The organism is Alkalihalobacterium alkalinitrilicum (assembly GCF_002019605.1).
Classification (GTDB): Bacteria; Bacillota; Bacilli; order Bacillales; family Bacillaceae_F; genus Alkalihalobacterium; species Alkalihalobacterium alkalinitrilicum.
The window spans coordinates 3,942,190-3,957,479 of sequence record NZ_KV917368.1 but is presented as its reverse complement, the minus strand read 5'-3'; the positions used below and the strand labels follow the sequence as shown (position 1 = coordinate 3,957,479).

Here is a 15,290-nt window from a genome sequence, read left to right as displayed (position 1 = left end):
TCACCCCTATCTTCTTCTAACGGTTTCCAGCGACTAATTGACGCTGTAATCGGTCTAACTGGCGTTTAATGCTTCCGTCATATATACGGTCACCTATACGAATTCTCATTCCACCAATAATCTTTGGTTCAATAATGTTTTCAATGTAAAGTGTTTTCACTCCAACCTTCTTTGCGAACGTTTGAGAAACTAATTGTTTGTCTTCTTCAGACAACGGCTTTACAGTGTAAACTTTTGCTACAGCCATACCTTCTGCTTCGTAAGCAAGCTCTTGATATTTATTAATGAATGGAATAATTAAGCTTCCTTTTTTTTGTTTCACCATAATTAAAAGCGTATTAAGGACGTATGCACTGACTGCATCTGCAAAACTTTCCTTAATCAATTTAACTTTTTGTTCTTCTAAAACTTTTGGATGTTCTAGTACATTGTTTAAACTTTCTGTTTGTTCAAAAACCGTTTTAACAAGCTGGAGCTCATCACCAATTTGCTTTAAAAGATCTTTCTCTTGTGCCAATTGAAAAAGAGCCACAGCATAACGATTAGCTACCGCTTTGTTGCCCATAGCTCTTCGCCTACCTCTTTAAGATATTCTTGAATCATCTGATCTTGTTGCTTCTCATCTAATTCTTTTTCAATGACTTTCGTCGCGATCAATACAGATAATGAAGTCACTTGTTCACGTAAAGCAGCAACGGCTTGCTCTTTCTCACGTTGAATTTCAGCAAGAGCACTTTCCTTTAAGCGTTCAGCTTCACCTTTTGCTGTAGCAACGATTTCTTCACCTTGCTTCGAGCTAAGTTTTTTGGCACTTTCAATAATTTCTTGTGCTTCTTGACGAGCGCGCTTAATTTCTTCACGTTGTTCTGCTAGATATTTCTCGGCATCTTTGCGATTCTTTTCAGCCGTGTCGATTTCATTTGCAATATGTTCTTCACGTTGTTTCATCATGTTAACAATCGGTCCCCAAGCCCACTTACGAAGCAATGCCATAAGGATGAAGAACATGATTAACTGATAAATTGCGTCGAACCAGTTTATACTTCCAAACATAGAATTCACTCCTTTCAATAGTTATACAAAAGGAATGGCGAAGCTTCTATTACATAGAACGGACTCCGCCATTTATACACTTCGATGGTCTATTAGTTACCCATTACTAAGAATGCAATAACGACCGCGATGATCGGTAATGCCTCTACTAATGCAACCCCGATGAACATAACTGTTTGTAAAGTACCTTTTAGTTCTGGTTGACGAGCAATCCCCTCAACTGTACTTTTTACGATCATTGCGTTACCAATTGCCGCACCAAGTGCCGCTAAACCTACTGCAATTGCAGCTGCTAAACTTCCCATGAATAATTCCTCCCTTAAAATGTATAAAATAAAATTTTTATTAATTTAAGCTCTGAACAATTAAATTTTGTAGAGCAAAATGAATAAACTAAATCAATTAATGGTCATCTGCCACTTTATGGGCCATGTATACCATCGTTAGCATTAAGAAGATGAAAGCTTGAATTGCCCCAATGAAAAGACTGAAGGCTTGCCATGCGATTGTCGGCAATGCCGCTGCAAAGAACCCAAAGACTCCACTTACACCTAACGAAACGAGTAGTGCCATTAAAATCCCTTTAGCATAAATGTTACCGAATAAACGCATACCGAGAGTTAACGTATTAGCAAACTCCTCAACAACCTTTAACGGGAATAAAAATGGTACTGGCTTGAAGTAATCTTTTCCATAGCCACCAAAACCTTTAATTTTAATTCCCCAGAAGTGGGTAAGCACGATAACCATCGCTGCTAAAGTTAATGTGATAAGCGGGTCATCCGTTGGTGCTTTCCACCAAACAACGTGGCCTGGTTCAGTTGTAATAACAAACGGAAGCTTAGATAAGTTGGCTACTAGGATATAAAGGAATATCGTTAATCCAAGTCCCAAGAAACGCTCCCCTGTCTTCCAGTCCATCGTATTATTAATGATCCCTTTAACGAAATCGATTAACCATTCAAATACATTTTGCATACCTGTAGGTTTCATCGTAATAACTCTTGCACTTAAAACACCAATAAGAAGGACAATTGCTGAAACTACAGTAATCATAATGATGTTAGCTAGATTAGCATGAAGCCCTGGAATACCAAAAATATTCTCTACTATAGGATAAGTTTTGTAATCCAATTGTTTTCACCTCTCTTCTTGCTTTAAACGTATTTTTTGAATAATAAAGTCTAAAAATATGATAAAATAGGTCGACATTAAACCTATTACCACACCATAAAGTTGGATCACTTCTGGATATCTAGTTGCAATTATGACTCCAAGTACCGCCAATGCAAATCTTGTTAACGTTCCTAGGGAGTACATTTTCTTACCTTCTTCAACTGCTTGTCCTAAACGCTTCACTCTACTGAATAAGCTCCAAAGAATGAGTAAACTAAGGACAGACCCTAAGATAAATCCAAGAAAAAATGATTCATATGGGGTGAACCCCCATCCTAAGACGAGTAACGCCAATAAATAAAATGTGTATTGGACATACCGTCTCATGTTGCCTGCAAAACTAGTCATCAATCATCTTCTCCTAAATAACTCCCGAGCAATTGAATTAAACCGTATATACCTGATCCTAAACCTAAAAATAAACCAATGATCATAAATAATGGACTTTTGTCAAAAAAACTGTCTAACCATCTTCCTACTAGAACGCCAACTATAACTGGCCCTACTAAGTACGATGTGATTGCTGTCATTAAGGCCATTGCCCGATAAGGTTTTGGTGCCTTTTTGTTTGACATCAGCAGACCTCCACTGTCCGATCACGCTTATTTTTTTAAAAAAAGAAGTTTACACTCAATATCACTTTCTTCAATTATATGTATCATGATTAAAATAAAGTATGTAAACTTCTCATAACATCCTTTGTAATCGTACAATAGTGAAAACCTGATGTCAACGTGTTTTGCCAATAAATACACAGGTGAATTATGCTAATTATAGGTGTTCACATTTTTGTCAAATATCACACCTACGTATTATTATGTTTCCAAAGTTTTACTATGTTATTCATCCTGTACTACTACAAATTTCTAACTTAATTTCACTTCGTCATTCTTTAGAATTTATTTTAGGGATATAATTTTCATGTTTCATAAAAAATCACGGGAAGAGCTCTACTCCCCGTGACCTTTTTGTTCTGAATTATGGAGTTCATCTCCGATGACAATCATCGTTTCTATCGTATCCTCTTTTCCATCTTGTTCTGCGAAAACGAGCGCTTTATATATTCCGTCTTGTAATTTTATTCCTTCTAACTCGACTTCCAATAGCCCTCTTCCAATGTCTTCTTTTGCATCAAGATACGTTATAAATTCAAATGTATCAGGATCATATAATGCGATTCCAACTTCAGTTGCCCCACCAGGTAAGTACATTTCATATCGATACGTGCTTATCGAATCGCCTCTTTCAAAGTTAAAGGCCATAACACGAGGGTAATCAGGTTCTTCTATAAAAAATAAGTAGGGAACCCGTATGTCTTCATTTCCGCCTTTAATGACGATGTCACCATGATGGATACCTTCTTTAAGTACGGCAGGAAAAATATCCATGACTATTTCAACTTCTTTTTTGTCACCTGGAGGTATTCGAAACGAAAATGGAACTTTCCACTGAACACCATCGGGAGCATCAAATGGTGGAGATACATAGTAAGTTCTTTCTTTATTGCTATGATTTTCGACTGTCACTTTTACCTTTTTCACTTCCCGGCGATCATCTGATGCCCATTTCCCAAAGGTGACTGCCCCTGGATATACCAGTGTATCTGTACGAACCGCTTTATCGACTTGGATACGTCCCGCACCCTGCTCATGGGGTAAGTATGGGTCCCCATTGGCATCGATTAACTGTTTACCCGTATTCATTAACGCTGCTTTTATTTGTTCTGGATTCCAATTTGGGTGTGCTTGTTTAATTAATGCAGCAGCACCAGCAACGTGTGGGGCTGACATACTCGTTCCATTTAACCCTAGATATCCTTTTGGGATGGTACTATCAATTGAAACACCAGGCGCTACTACATCAGGCTTAACTTCCCACGTATGCGTTACAGGTCCACGTGATGAAAACGGCGCTAACAAGTCTTCTTCTTTGCGAAATACCGTTCGTAATTGACGCTTCTGTTTTTCTTCAATCTTTTCCATGAGCCATTCGCCGTCATCTTTGGATATTGCTGCGATAGGGAATTGGATCGGCTCACCATCTATAGCTCCCATAAAAGCTCCTGATGTGTTATTGGAAATCACAATCCCCTTTGCTCCGTTATCCATGGCATTTTTTGCTTTCTCAGCAAACGGAATAATCCCTCTTCGGACTAATACGACTTTTCCAGCAACGTCTTCCATTTCATCTTTTCTACCTAACCCTGCATAGACGAGTGGAAAATCACGCCGTACATTCCATGGTAGTGCTCCAGTCATTGAATTAACTGGAATTTCACGATCTTCTCCAAAAATCGTAATATAAGGTGTTTGTAATGGTGGCGATGATGCTCCTACCGATATCGCCTTAGTTGACGTACCTGGAGAACCCACCGTCCACATATTTGGACCGCTATTCCCATTCGATGTGACAGCAACTACACCTAATTCTACCGCACGATCAAGCGCAACGCTTGTTGGCCAATCAGGTCCATTTACGGCATTTCCCAGGGAAAGATTAATAATATCAACGCCATCTTCAACTGCTCGTTCAATGGACTCAATGACTTGCTCCGTTGTTCCTTGACCGCCTGGCCCTAACGCACGGTAAGCATAAATTTCCGCTTCAGGAGCCACTCCTTTAATTTTTCCATTGGCTGCGATAATTCCAGCAACATGGGTTCCATGTATCGTTATACCACCTTGTTGCGGTGTTGTTTCCATTGGGTCTTGATCATCATCGACAACATCATAACCACCTTTAAAATTGGCTTTCAAATCGGGATGACTGTAGTCAATACCTGTGTCGATAACTGCTATTTTTACGCCTTTACCTGTCAGCTTTTCACCGTCTCTATCTAATTGATTTCGAATATTTTCCGTTCCAATAAAAGGGACACTATCATCAAGCGTTGTTTGGTACGTCATGACGTGGTCAACTCGAGTAACTCCTGTCATTTCTTTTAGTTTAGGAACATCCTTTTCTTTTAGCTCGAGTGAAAATCCAGAATAGACGAGCTTAAATCGCTTTCTTACTTTACTTTCAGGAATGACTTTTTGAACTTTAGAAATGACACGCTCGATTTTATCTTGGGTCACTTCGACCATGACAATTTGGTGTTCTTCTTCCTTTCCTTCGCCCAAAGGTGGTCGCTCTGGAAATTGGCTTGCTCCTGCAGTATGAACGGTTAGTGCGTGTAAGACAAGCTGTACAATAACGATTACAGCAAGTAGCCTACCTTTTTTCATTGGAGCTTCCCCTTTCTTTGACAAGAATTGTTTAGTTAGTATGCAACAATTGGGCGGATTTCATGAATGTGAAAATATCAAAAACATACATAGTTCATTTCTCTTTGAATAGTCCCGCCACTTAATTTTTAACGGAAATTAGAAGTGTGGGTTTCTGGGGATTTGACTTTTAAGATCGATGTTAGATCTATCCTACTCCATATAAAAAAGACCGACATCGTAGCGATCCTTCACCTCAAAGAGCGTTATAACAGCGCATCATAATAACTTACACGTTGTTATCTTTTTTTGAGGTGAAGGACACTTAACGTCAGCCTCTTCACGGCTTCATGTTTAAATTTTTTTTCAGCAGACATTTAACCTAACTGATTCAGCAGTGATGTCGTCTAAAAATTTTTACTAAGAAATTTTGACAAAAATCAATGTTACTAAGCGCTTAACGGTCACAATTATTTCGTTCCAAATAAACGATCTCCAGCGTCGCCGAGACCTGGTACGATATAACCTTTTTCATTGAGTTTTTCATCAAGTGCAGCTAGATAAATATCAACATCGGGATGTGCTTCTTTCACGATTTCTACTCCCTCAGGAGCAGCGATAAGGCACATTAATTTAATGGTTTTTGCTCCACGTTTCTTTAAGCTATGAATCGCTTCTACTGCTGATCCTCCTGTAGCTAACATCGGATCGATCACGATAAATTCACGTTCTTCAATATCTGCTGGTAATTTGACATAATATTCGACAGGTTGAAGTGTGTCTGGATCACGATATAATCCAACATGACCTACTTTTGCCGCTGGAATAAGGCGTAAAATTCCATCAACCATGCCTAGTCCTGCACGTAGGATCGGAACAAGACCTAACTTCTTACCTGCAATCGTTTTTGATAAAGCAGGTCCAACTGGGGTTTCCACAGTGACTTCTTGCAATGGAAGATCACGAGTAATTTCAAAAGCCATAAGTGCAGCTACTTCATCGGTAAGTTCACGGAACTCTTTTGTACCAGTAGATTTATCACGAATGAAAGTTAACTTATGTTGAATTAAAGGGTGATCAAAAACAAAAACTTTGCTCATTATATTAACTCCTTTTTAAATGGTCTGACGAATATTTTCATCAGTAGTATGTACTCACTCCTGAAAATTCTACAAAAAAAAACAAAAACATTCAAGCTTGATTATATTGAGCGAATTTTCTGCCGAAAAGCATGTTTCGTTAGCGAGTTTAGTTCTTTTGGTAAGGATCATGGGATCTATTTATTTTTCTTAGTACCGTTTTCACTCTTTTTTCTCCTCCTTCGGTCACTATGAACTCTTTATAGTGACCGCTCCCTACTTGTGACTTCCTCCTACGGGCACTATGAACTCTCTATAGTGACCGCGAACTACTTGTGACTTCCTCCTACGGGCACTATGAACTCTCTATAGTGACCGCGAACTACTTGCGACTCCCTCCCGCGGGCACTATGAACTCTCTATAGTGACCGCGAACTACTTGCGACTCCCTCCCGCGGGCACTATGAACTCTCTATAGTGACCGTGAACTACTTGTGACTTCCTCCTGCGAGCACTATCAGCTCTCTATAGTGACCGCTCTCTACTTGTGACTCCCTCCCGCGGTCACTATGAACTCTCTATAGTGACCGTGAACTACTTGTGACTCCCTCCTGCGAGCACTATCAGCTCTCTATAGTGACCGCTCTCTACTTGTGACTCCCTCCCGCGGGCACTATGAACTCTCTATAGTGACCGTGAACTACTTGTGACTTCCTCCTGCGGGCACTATAAACTCTCTGTGGTTCCCGCTCCTGCTCTAACACGAACCTCCATCTTGGGGAACCATTAACCTTCTTTGATTACCGCCCTTGATTCTTTCCCCCTTTCAAGGGAACCATACAGTACCCTAGCCCCAGCAACCATTCTCGCTCTTAATACAAAAAAATAAGAGACCAAATCGCATAAGGATTTGATCTCTTAACATTTTTTGAGGCTGTATTCCCACATTCAAACCTGGGAAGGAGCTTCAATTCTTATAGGTTTGGATACATTGGGAATTTCTTAGTTAATGCATCGACGCGTGCACTTGCTTCTTTCAATTTTTCTTCGTTATCAATATTTTTTAATGTTAATGCCATAATTTCGCCAAGTTCATCCATTGCCGCTTCGTCTAAGCCACGAGATGTAACTGCAGCTGTACCGATACGAATTCCACTTGTTACAAATGGACTTTCTGGATCGAATGGAATTGTATTTTTATTCGTTGTGATTCCTACTTCATCTAGAGCATGCTCAGCAACTTTACCTGTTAACTTTAGGCCTGTAAGGTCTAACAGTAAAAGGTGATTATCCGTGCCGCCTGAAACGAGTTTAATTCCTTCACTCGTCAGTTTTTCCCCTAGACGTTTCGCGTTTTTCACGATATTTTCCGCATACGTATTAAATTCAGGTTGAAGGGCTTCTCCAAATGCTACTGCTTTTGCTGCAATAACGTGCATTAATGGACCACCTTGAATACCAGGAAAAATAGATTTATCAATTTTCTTACCAAACTCTTCTTTACAAAGAATCATTCCACCACGAGGTCCACGTAATGTTTTATGTGTTGTCGTTGTCACGAAATGAGCGTGCGGTACAGGGCTTGGGTGAAGACCTGCAGCAACTAGTCCTGCAATATGAGCCATGTCAACCATTAAGTATGCACCCACAACATCTGCAATCGAACGAAACTTTTCAAAATCAATCTCACGAGGATATGCACTCGCACCTGCTACGATTAATTTCGGTTTATGCTCTTTTGCTAGCTCAAGAACTTTATCATAGTCAATTGTTTGTGTTTCTTGATCTACTCCGTATTCCACGAAGTTATACTGAACTCCACTGAAGTTAACTGGACTTCCGTGGGTTAAGTGACCGCCGTGCGATAAGTTCATTCCAAGTACTGTATCACCAGTTTCTAAAATCGTAAAATATACCGCCATGTTCGCTTGTGCTCCTGAATGCGGTTGTACGTTAACATACTCTGCACCAAATATCTCTTTTGCACGATCGCGAGCTAAATCTTCGACGATATCAACATATTCACAACCACCATAATAGCGGCGTCCTGGGTAACCTTCTGCATATTTGTTTGTAAGAACTGAGCCTTGTGTTGCCATTACAGCTTCACTTACAAAGTTTTCTGATGCAATCATTTCAATCTTATCTCGTTGTCTACCTAACTCTAGTTGGATTGCTTCATATACTTTAGGATCTTGATTTTTTAACGTTTCCATCTCTATACCCCTTTCAGTAGCAACCATTCTTCGTGTTTTTCGGTTATTGCTTTCAAATTCAATTCTATTCTACCACGAACATACGACAAAATCCGTACTTTTTTTCAAAAATCAAAAACAATCTTCATGATTTCCGCTATTTTTATAAACTGCACGTTCGCCACCAATCAACTTCGGTCTCGTTTTCGCAAGCGTGACGTGCGCTTCACCAATCGAGCGGATTGAACTGCGTAAAGGTACAGCCACTCGTTTCAAATGCATTCCAATTAACGTGTCGCCAATATCAATCCCTGCATCAGCTGCAATCGCTTCGACTACGACCGCTTGATCCATCATTTGATAGGCACAAGCCGCCATTGAGCCACCTGCACCTTTTACAGGTATGACGGAAACTTCCTCGAGTCGATGCTCTTTTACCGTCGCTTTTTCCACAACGATCGCTCGGTTTAAATGCTCACAGCATTGAAACGCTAACTGCACTCCCGTTCGTTCCTTAAATTGAGCAAAAGCGGAAAAGAGGGCTTCACTTACACCCTCTGATCCACTCGTCCCTATCTTTTTACCGATGACCTCACTTGTACTGGTCCCAATGACAAGAATATGCTCACTCGATAACGGCATTTCCTCATTCAATTCTTGTAACACTTGCAGAATATCCTTTTTGATTTGTTCCATCAAATCGGCCATCCTGTGTACACCTCTCTCACTTACTGATTTTCGTACTCTTTAATTTTACTTACACGACGTTCGTGTCTTCCACCTTCATAAGCTGTTTCAAGCCATACTTTTGCAATTTCCCTTGCAAGCCCTGGACCAATGACACGCTCACCCATCGCCAAAACGTTACTATCGTTATGTTCACGCGTAGCTTTTGCACTGAACATGTCGTGAACGAGCGCACAACGTACTCCTTTAACTTTGTTTGCGGCAATTGACATGCCAATGCCTGTCCCGCAAATTAAAATGCCACGATCGACTTTACCATTTGCCACTTGTTCGGCTACTGGTAACGCATAATCAGGATAATCGACTGAATCCGTACATTCGCAGCCCACGTCTTCAAACTCAATTCCCATTTCACCCATTAATTGTTTAATTTCTTCTTTAATGTTAATTCCGCCATGATCTGAACCAATTGCTACTTTCACTTCTACTCTCTCCTCCATAGTCGTTTTACGTTGAAAACTTTGCGATAGTCGCTTTTAATTTTTGAGCTTGTCCATTCAATATTTGTGCCGTTGCAGCAACTTCCTCAATAATTGCTGTTTGTTGATCGGTTGCAGTTGCGACTTCTAGAGCGCCCGCTGACGTTTCTTCTGCAATTGCCGCTACTTCTTGCGTCTCTTGTGTTGTCGACATAATCGATCCGAGCTGATTATCGATTAATTGTGAGATATCGTGAATGGCTTCAGATACTTCTAATATAGATTTTTCCATCAACCTAATCGCTTCATTCGTTTCGGACCCTTTTTCCGATTGTTCATTCGCAACTTGTACTTGTGCTGTAATTTGCGTTACAACATTTTGCACCTCATGTTGAATATCTGTAATCAGCTTTGTAATTCCTTGTACCGCTTTTGAACTTTCATCTGCCAGTTTGCGAACTTCATTAGCAACAACAGCAAAACCTTTTCCCTGCTCGCCTGCTCGCGCCGCTTCAATGGATGCATTTAATGCTAATAAATTGGTTTGCGCGGCAATATCTCCAACTAAAGAAATGATGTCTTCTACTTGTTTGGCTTGACGATTTAGGCGTTCAACAGCTGTTAATGAATGTTGATTATCTTCTGCTAATTTCTTAATTCCATTCACGAGGTGGTCAATGACTTTACGGCTTTCTGTAAGCTTTTCGACCATGTGTTCTGCAGACCCTTTTGAAGCAGACGCACGGTCTTGTACTTTCATCGCAATCGTTGAAACGTCTTCCATTGACTCCGCCGTATTTTGAATCGCATCTGCAGAGCTCTCTGCACCTTTTGCAATTTCTTCAATCGTACGTCCAATATTATCTGCTTTTTCCGAAGCTAATTCAGAAGCGTTTGTAATTTCTGATACTTTTTGATTCGTTTGTTCAAAGTTGTCTTCAATATCTTTTACCATTAAACGTAAACTGCTCAGCATCTCATTAAACGCTAAACCTAATGCTCGAATTTCATCGTCTGACTTTGAAATCTTTACATCGACTTTTATATCGCCTGCCGCGGCTTTTCTTGCTGCTTCTTCAAGTTCACTTAGCGGCTTTGTAATAAGTGGTGCAGCTAAAAACCCTAGAATTCCACACCAGATAACCCCTAAAACTAACGTAATAATTGTAAAGATATCACTGTTGATACTCCAAAAGCCTTGTAAATAATCTGCTAAAAAGAAAATAAAAAAAGCACTTGTCCCATATGTAATTAACGCAAGCCCACTAATTCCTACTACTAGTTTCTTTCGAATACTCAAGCGATATGATTTTTTCTCCCCCACCAAGTACACCTCTTGTCATTTTAATACGATTACTTGTTCGGCCACAATTTTTCTAGCATCGTTTCAATCTCATATGCTGTAAATCGATATTCATTGACAGAACCTCCATAAGGATCCGCTATATCCCCCGAAAAACCATCTTCCCCCTGTGCATACTCCTTCAATGTAAACACTTTTTTATTCATTTCTGGAAATTGACTTATGATCAACTGCTTGTGACTCTCGGTCATCGTCAAAACAATCGTTGCCCAATTCAACAATTCTAGTGATAGTGTTTGCGAACGATGCGCAAATGAAATGCCACGCTCTTTCAACACTTCTTTCGTTTGTTCACTTGCATCACTTCCAGGTACTGCGTAAATTCCTGCTGATTGTACTTCAATTTCATCATTTAGTTTTTGCTTTAGTAACGCCTCAGCCATAGGGCTACGACATGTATTTCCTGTACATACGAAAAGTACTCGCTTCATAGAATCGTGTATCCTTTCTAACGTATTTCAACTCAAATTTACTGCTTGTCTTAATTGCTTTTATTTTACCACATTTTTATTATTTTCAATATCATTCAATAATCTGACTACGGCAAAAGTAACTTTACTCCAAACCCCATTAAAATTAAACCACCTAAAAGTTCACCATATGAGCCAATCATCCCTTTAAATCGAGATCCCATTACGAGCCCAGTCCACGATAAAATCATACTCATGAAGCCAAAGGCAATGACGGCAATCAGCGTTTTCGCCCCAAGCATCCCTAGGCTAAGTCCCGCTGAAAAACTATCTAAACTTACACTTAATGCAAAAATAATTAACCCGAACCCAATCGGCTTTAACATCTTTTCGGAATCTCTTTTTAGTGAAGAAGCAGCCATTTGAAGGCCGAGGACAAGTAGCAAACCTCCACCTAAATAGGTCGCAAATAATCCAAAATAACTAGATACTAGTTTACCTGTTAGTATCCCTAGTAAAGGCATAATAATATGAAAACCGCCAATCACAATTCCAATGTTAAACATTTGACGGTATCTTAGGCCAACCATTCCCATTCCTAAAGCAACAGAAAATGCATCCATTCCAAGCGCTGTTGCCATAATGAATAATGTGATTAATTCTCCAATCACCGCAACTCACTCCTTGTCCGTGCTATTTCAATGTATGCACGTCCAAAGAGAAATAGACAAAGGAATTTCGGCAACCAATCGCGATTTTGGGGTCTGTCCCCCAATGTGTTAACGTACTGGGGGACAGACCCAGTAGCCTTGCATGACTTTAAAAAAATTACAGAAAAGTAATATTATAGTATTTACAGGCAAAGAAAAAACTCCTATTGTAGAAGTTATAGACCTTGTTTTGTTCCCTTAAACAAACAAGTCTTCTACAAAGGAGTTTTAACAATGAGTAATAAAAGTATAGGCCGAGAAATGCTCATTTGTCAATGCTTATCCCTTCTTCCGTTAGAGGATTTTGAATGTCCTTTACTAGATTACGGGAAGTATAAGCTTTCTACAAAATCGCTATTAAAAATTTTTGTAGCTGCACAGTTAGATCAATGGAGTTCATATGCTCACATGGAAGAAAAACTAGCTGCATATCCGAAGCTACAAAAAGAGATTGGTGTTTCTGAAATCAGTGGCTCTCAGCTTAGCCGACGGATCAATGACCTTCCAACAGAATTAGTTCAGAAACTTTTTATTAAAGTGGTTCAGAAGCTCAACCAGCTAACCCAATCGAATCAAGGATTACCAGACGGAATTGGACTTTTAAGTATCGTTGATTCTACGGAAATTAGATTGCCAGAACAATTATGTGACTGGGCATTTATTTCAAAAGGTCATAATTCCGTCAAAATGCATACAAGATTAAAAGTTGTTTCACCAGACATCGCATTTCCAGATAAAATCGTTCCCTCAACAGGAACCGTAAGTGATTTTGAAAGCTCAGATATCTTAATAGAGGAATTAGATACCACTCACGTAATGGACCGGGGCTATCCTTCAAAGCACAATTTAATGGATTGGCAAGAGAAAGGAATATCATTCGTAGTTCGGATCACTAAGGCTCTTCGTTTATATACATTAGAAGATTATAAACCATCTCACCCATCGGTCATTCAGGATGCCAAAGTATTATACGGTATATCTAAAATACCAGTAAGGTATATTGAGTTTGTGGATGAAAAAGAAAGAACTTATCGAATCCTAACCACCAGATTTGATCTTACCGCCCAACAAGTAATGGACATTTATCGATATCGTTGGGTCATTGAATTATTTTTCAAATGGATTAAGCAGCATCTTAAATTAACAAAGATCTGGAGTACGAAGCCGCAGGGTATCTGGAATCAGATGTTTTAGCTCTTATAGCATATGGACTTTCACTCATTGTGAAGCTAGAGGCTGATTCTAAAAAGACGCCATGGGAATTCTTTCGGATACTACAAACCTACCTTTATAAAACGGTCAGTTCGTTTAAAAAGGCATTACGATTAAAAAAGAAGCGAAAATCGAGAGGGAGACAGAAAGTCCCTATTCCAATTGAGAAGAAAACACCGTCGTTTGGAAACGTTGCTTTGGTGAAAGATAAACCCAAGAAAAGTAAAAGAAAAAATGAGAGAAAACTAGGTAATTATTAAAAAGGAAAAAAAAGGGAACAAGGTCAATGTAATACCCTGTTCTCTGTTTTTCATTTTATCCATAAAACAAGATGTAAAAATAATACATATATTCAAAATAACTACATCGATGCAAGGCTACTGGGACAGACCCCCAGTTTCGCTTTTATCTGTATTTTATAAAACTTTTTTACCTGCTGCTTTTTCTAATCGGTTCATAATCGCCACTCCGACCCCTTGTTTTGGAAAAGTTTCGGCTAAAATAATTTCGACGTCATGATCATCAAAACAGCGCAACGTTTCATATAAATGACTAGCAACCGTTTCTAAATCTTCACGATATCCACAAGGTAAAATAAGGTCTGCATCGTAGTCACTCACATGTTCATACGTCGTTAAAATACCGACTCGTTTTCCTTCGTCACGATATTGGTTGACAAACGTCTGCATTCGCCGTTGATAATCGTTCACTAAATACATTTCGGCATTCGGTGCATAATGTGTATATTTGACCCCAGGAGAACGCGGAATATTTCCCTCTTCAAAAAGAGCAGGGTCCACGTTTACAGGCCCAACTACAGCTTCAAGCTGATCTTTCGTAATTCCTCCGGGCCGTAAAATTACGGGAACCGTTTCTGTACAATCGACAACCGTCGATTCCACCCCGACTCCTGTTTTACCACCGTCGACAATGCCTTTTATTTTACCGTTTAAGTCATGGTTCACATGTTGTGCTGTCGTAGGACTTGGTTTGCCTGACACATTGGCACTCGGTGCCGCAACTGGGACGTCAGCTGCTTCTAATAACGCCAAAGCGACAGGATGATCTGGGATCCGCAGGGCAATCGTCTGTAAATTGGCTGTTACTCGAGTTGAAACGCTATTTTTGCTTGGTAAAATAATCGTTAATGGGCCAGGCCAAAACGCATCCATTAGCTTTTCGGCAAGGATGGGAATCTCAGAAACTAAGTTTCCAACTTGTTCTTTTGATGCAATATGAACGATGAGTGGGTTGTCACTTGGCCGCCCCTTTGCGATATAGATTTTTTCGATCGCCTCATCAATTAACGCGTTTCCTCCAAGACCATAAACCGTTTCTGTCGGGAACGCAATAACTTCTCCTTTTTTTATCCACAGGGCCGCTTCCTTGATTTCATTATGTATATTTAAGTGATCTTGATTTTTATCCACAATCCAATACTCAGTTTGTTTATTATTCACGATTTATCCACCTCATACTCTATTTTCTATTATTTTTAATAACTGTGTCAAACAAAGTCGAAAAACGCTGTCAAACCAAGGGTTTTAGACTCACCCAATTTTTAAGTTTTTTCACAAAATAAAAAGTTATCCACGTTGTGTGGATAACCTGTGTATAACTTTATATATATTCCCACTATTTCTTCTATTTCCATGTTTGAAACTTTACTTTGTCCACATGTTCATATGTTTTTTGGTTTCATTTACTACAACGTTTATGT

Annotated in this window: 17 protein-coding genes; 2 read left to right on the top strand and 15 right to left on the bottom strand. The window is 39.5% G+C overall.

From position 1 onward, the window contains the following. Positions 1-16: 16 nt before the first annotated feature. The 14 genes from BK574_RS19275 to BK574_RS19210 form a co-directional block, all read right to left on the bottom strand. A complete protein-coding gene (locus BK574_RS19275) occupies positions 17-565 on the bottom strand; it encodes a F0F1 ATP synthase subunit delta (RefSeq protein ID WP_078429698.1) in 549 nt (182 codons plus the stop codon). After that, positions 547-1,053: a F0F1 ATP synthase subunit B gene (gene atpF / locus BK574_RS19270; protein WP_078429697.1), complete on the bottom strand. Its 507-nt coding sequence runs from the start codon at positions 1,051-1,053 to the stop codon at positions 547-549. Before atpF ends, BK574_RS19275 begins: the two co-directional genes overlap by 19 nt. A gap of 92 nt (positions 1,054-1,145) precedes the next feature. After that, positions 1,146-1,358, bottom strand: coding sequence for a F0F1 ATP synthase subunit C (gene atpE, locus BK574_RS19265; RefSeq protein ID WP_075385277.1), 213 nt, complete (start codon positions 1,356-1,358; stop codon positions 1,146-1,148). A gap of 97 nt (positions 1,359-1,455) precedes the next feature. Further along, the gene (gene atpB, locus BK574_RS19260) at positions 1,456-2,166 is read right to left on the bottom strand and encodes a F0F1 ATP synthase subunit A (RefSeq protein ID WP_420796998.1); all 711 of its coding nucleotides are present in this window, start codon (positions 2,164-2,166) and stop codon (positions 1,456-1,458) included. A 27-nt stretch (positions 2,167-2,193) separates the two neighbouring features. Next, on the bottom strand, positions 2,194-2,577 hold the full coding sequence (locus BK574_RS19255; RefSeq protein ID WP_075385275.1) for an ATP synthase subunit I: 384 nt from the start codon (positions 2,575-2,577) through the stop codon (positions 2,194-2,196). After that, complete coding sequence (locus BK574_RS19250; protein ID WP_075385274.1) at positions 2,577-2,804, bottom strand: AtpZ/AtpI family protein; 228 nt, start codon at positions 2,802-2,804, stop codon at positions 2,577-2,579. Before BK574_RS19250 ends, BK574_RS19255 begins: the two co-directional genes overlap by 1 nt. Before the next feature lie 375 nt (positions 2,805-3,179). Beyond that, positions 3,180-5,456: a S8 family serine peptidase gene (locus BK574_RS28890; RefSeq protein ID WP_078429696.1), complete on the bottom strand. Its 2,277-nt coding sequence runs from the start codon at positions 5,454-5,456 to the stop codon at positions 3,180-3,182. Positions 5,457-5,905: 449 nt separating this feature from the next. Next, complete coding sequence (upp, locus tag BK574_RS19240; protein ID WP_075385272.1) at positions 5,906-6,535, bottom strand: uracil phosphoribosyltransferase; 630 nt, start codon at positions 6,533-6,535, stop codon at positions 5,906-5,908. Between the two features lie 953 nt (positions 6,536-7,488). Beyond that, positions 7,489-8,730, bottom strand: a complete 1,242-nt coding sequence (gene glyA, locus BK574_RS19235; protein WP_075385271.1) for a serine hydroxymethyltransferase — start codon at positions 8,728-8,730, stop codon at positions 7,489-7,491. 111 nt (positions 8,731-8,841) lie between these two features. Next, a complete protein-coding gene (locus BK574_RS19230) occupies positions 8,842-9,417 on the bottom strand; it encodes a TIGR01440 family protein (protein WP_078429695.1) in 576 nt (191 codons plus the stop codon). 20 nt (positions 9,418-9,437) lie between these two features. Beyond that, positions 9,438-9,878, bottom strand: a complete 441-nt coding sequence (rpiB, locus tag BK574_RS19225; protein WP_078429694.1) for a ribose 5-phosphate isomerase B — start codon at positions 9,876-9,878, stop codon at positions 9,438-9,440. Between the two features lie 25 nt (positions 9,879-9,903). Next, a complete protein-coding gene (locus tag BK574_RS19220) occupies positions 9,904-11,199 on the bottom strand; it encodes a methyl-accepting chemotaxis protein (RefSeq protein ID WP_078429693.1) in 1,296 nt (431 codons plus the stop codon). A 29-nt stretch (positions 11,200-11,228) separates the two neighbouring features. Beyond that, positions 11,229-11,669, bottom strand: a complete 441-nt coding sequence (locus BK574_RS19215) for a low molecular weight protein arginine phosphatase (RefSeq protein WP_078429692.1) — start codon at positions 11,667-11,669, stop codon at positions 11,229-11,231. Positions 11,670-11,776: 107 nt separating this feature from the next. Continuing rightward, positions 11,777-12,289: a manganese efflux pump MntP gene (locus tag BK574_RS19210; RefSeq protein ID WP_078430919.1), complete on the bottom strand. Its 513-nt coding sequence runs from the start codon at positions 12,287-12,289 to the stop codon at positions 11,777-11,779. A gap of 303 nt (positions 12,290-12,592) precedes the next feature. Between BK574_RS19210 and BK574_RS19205 the strand changes: the two genes are divergently transcribed. Beyond that, positions 12,593-13,552: an IS4 family transposase gene (locus BK574_RS19205; protein WP_142247996.1), complete on the top strand. Its 960-nt coding sequence runs from the start codon at positions 12,593-12,595 to the stop codon at positions 13,550-13,552. Positions 13,553-13,581: 29 nt separating this feature from the next. After that, a complete protein-coding gene (locus tag BK574_RS27645) occupies positions 13,582-13,830 on the top strand; it encodes a hypothetical protein (protein WP_158211695.1) in 249 nt (82 codons plus the stop codon). Positions 13,831-13,986: 156 nt separating this feature from the next. On the opposite strand, the gene BK574_RS19200 is transcribed toward BK574_RS27645, so the two are convergent. Then, the gene (locus BK574_RS19200) at positions 13,987-15,030 is read right to left on the bottom strand and encodes an L-threonylcarbamoyladenylate synthase (RefSeq protein ID WP_078429691.1); all 1,044 of its coding nucleotides are present in this window, start codon (positions 15,028-15,030) and stop codon (positions 13,987-13,989) included. Positions 15,031-15,290 lie beyond the last annotated feature (260 nt).

Coding starts and splice junctions, on each gene's coding strand:
- BK574_RS19275 (WP_078429698.1), bottom strand. CDS start 565: ATGGGCAACAAAGCGGTAGCTAATCGTTATGCTGTGGCTCTTTTTCAA.
- atpF (WP_078429697.1), bottom strand. CDS start 1,053: ATGTTTGGAAGTATAAACTGGTTCGACGCAATTTATCAGTTAATCATG.
- atpE (WP_075385277.1), bottom strand. CDS start 1,358: ATGGGAAGTTTAGCAGCTGCAATTGCAGTAGGTTTAGCGGCACTTGGT.
- BK574_RS19255 (WP_075385275.1), bottom strand. CDS start 2,577: ATGACTAGTTTTGCAGGCAACATGAGACGGTATGTCCAATACACATTT.
- BK574_RS19250 (WP_075385274.1), bottom strand. CDS start 2,804: ATGTCAAACAAAAAGGCACCAAAACCTTATCGGGCAATGGCCTTAATG.
- BK574_RS28890 (WP_078429696.1), bottom strand. CDS start 5,456: ATGAAAAAAGGTAGGCTACTTGCTGTAATCGTTATTGTACAGCTTGTC.
- upp (WP_075385272.1), bottom strand. CDS start 6,535: ATGAGCAAAGTTTTTGTTTTTGATCACCCTTTAATTCAACATAAGTTA.
- glyA (WP_075385271.1), bottom strand. CDS start 8,730: ATGGAAACGTTAAAAAATCAAGATCCTAAAGTATATGAAGCAATCCAA.
- BK574_RS19230 (WP_078429695.1), bottom strand. CDS start 9,417: ATGGCCGATTTGATGGAACAAATCAAAAAGGATATTCTGCAAGTGTTA.
- BK574_RS19215 (WP_078429692.1), bottom strand. CDS start 11,669: ATGAAGCGAGTACTTTTCGTATGTACAGGAAATACATGTCGTAGCCCT.
- BK574_RS19210 (WP_078430919.1), bottom strand. CDS start 12,289: ATGGCAACAGCGCTTGGAATGGATGCATTTTCTGTTGCTTTAGGAATG.
- BK574_RS19205 (WP_142247996.1), top strand. CDS start 12,593: ATGAGTAATAAAAGTATAGGCCGAGAAATGCTCATTTGTCAATGCTTA.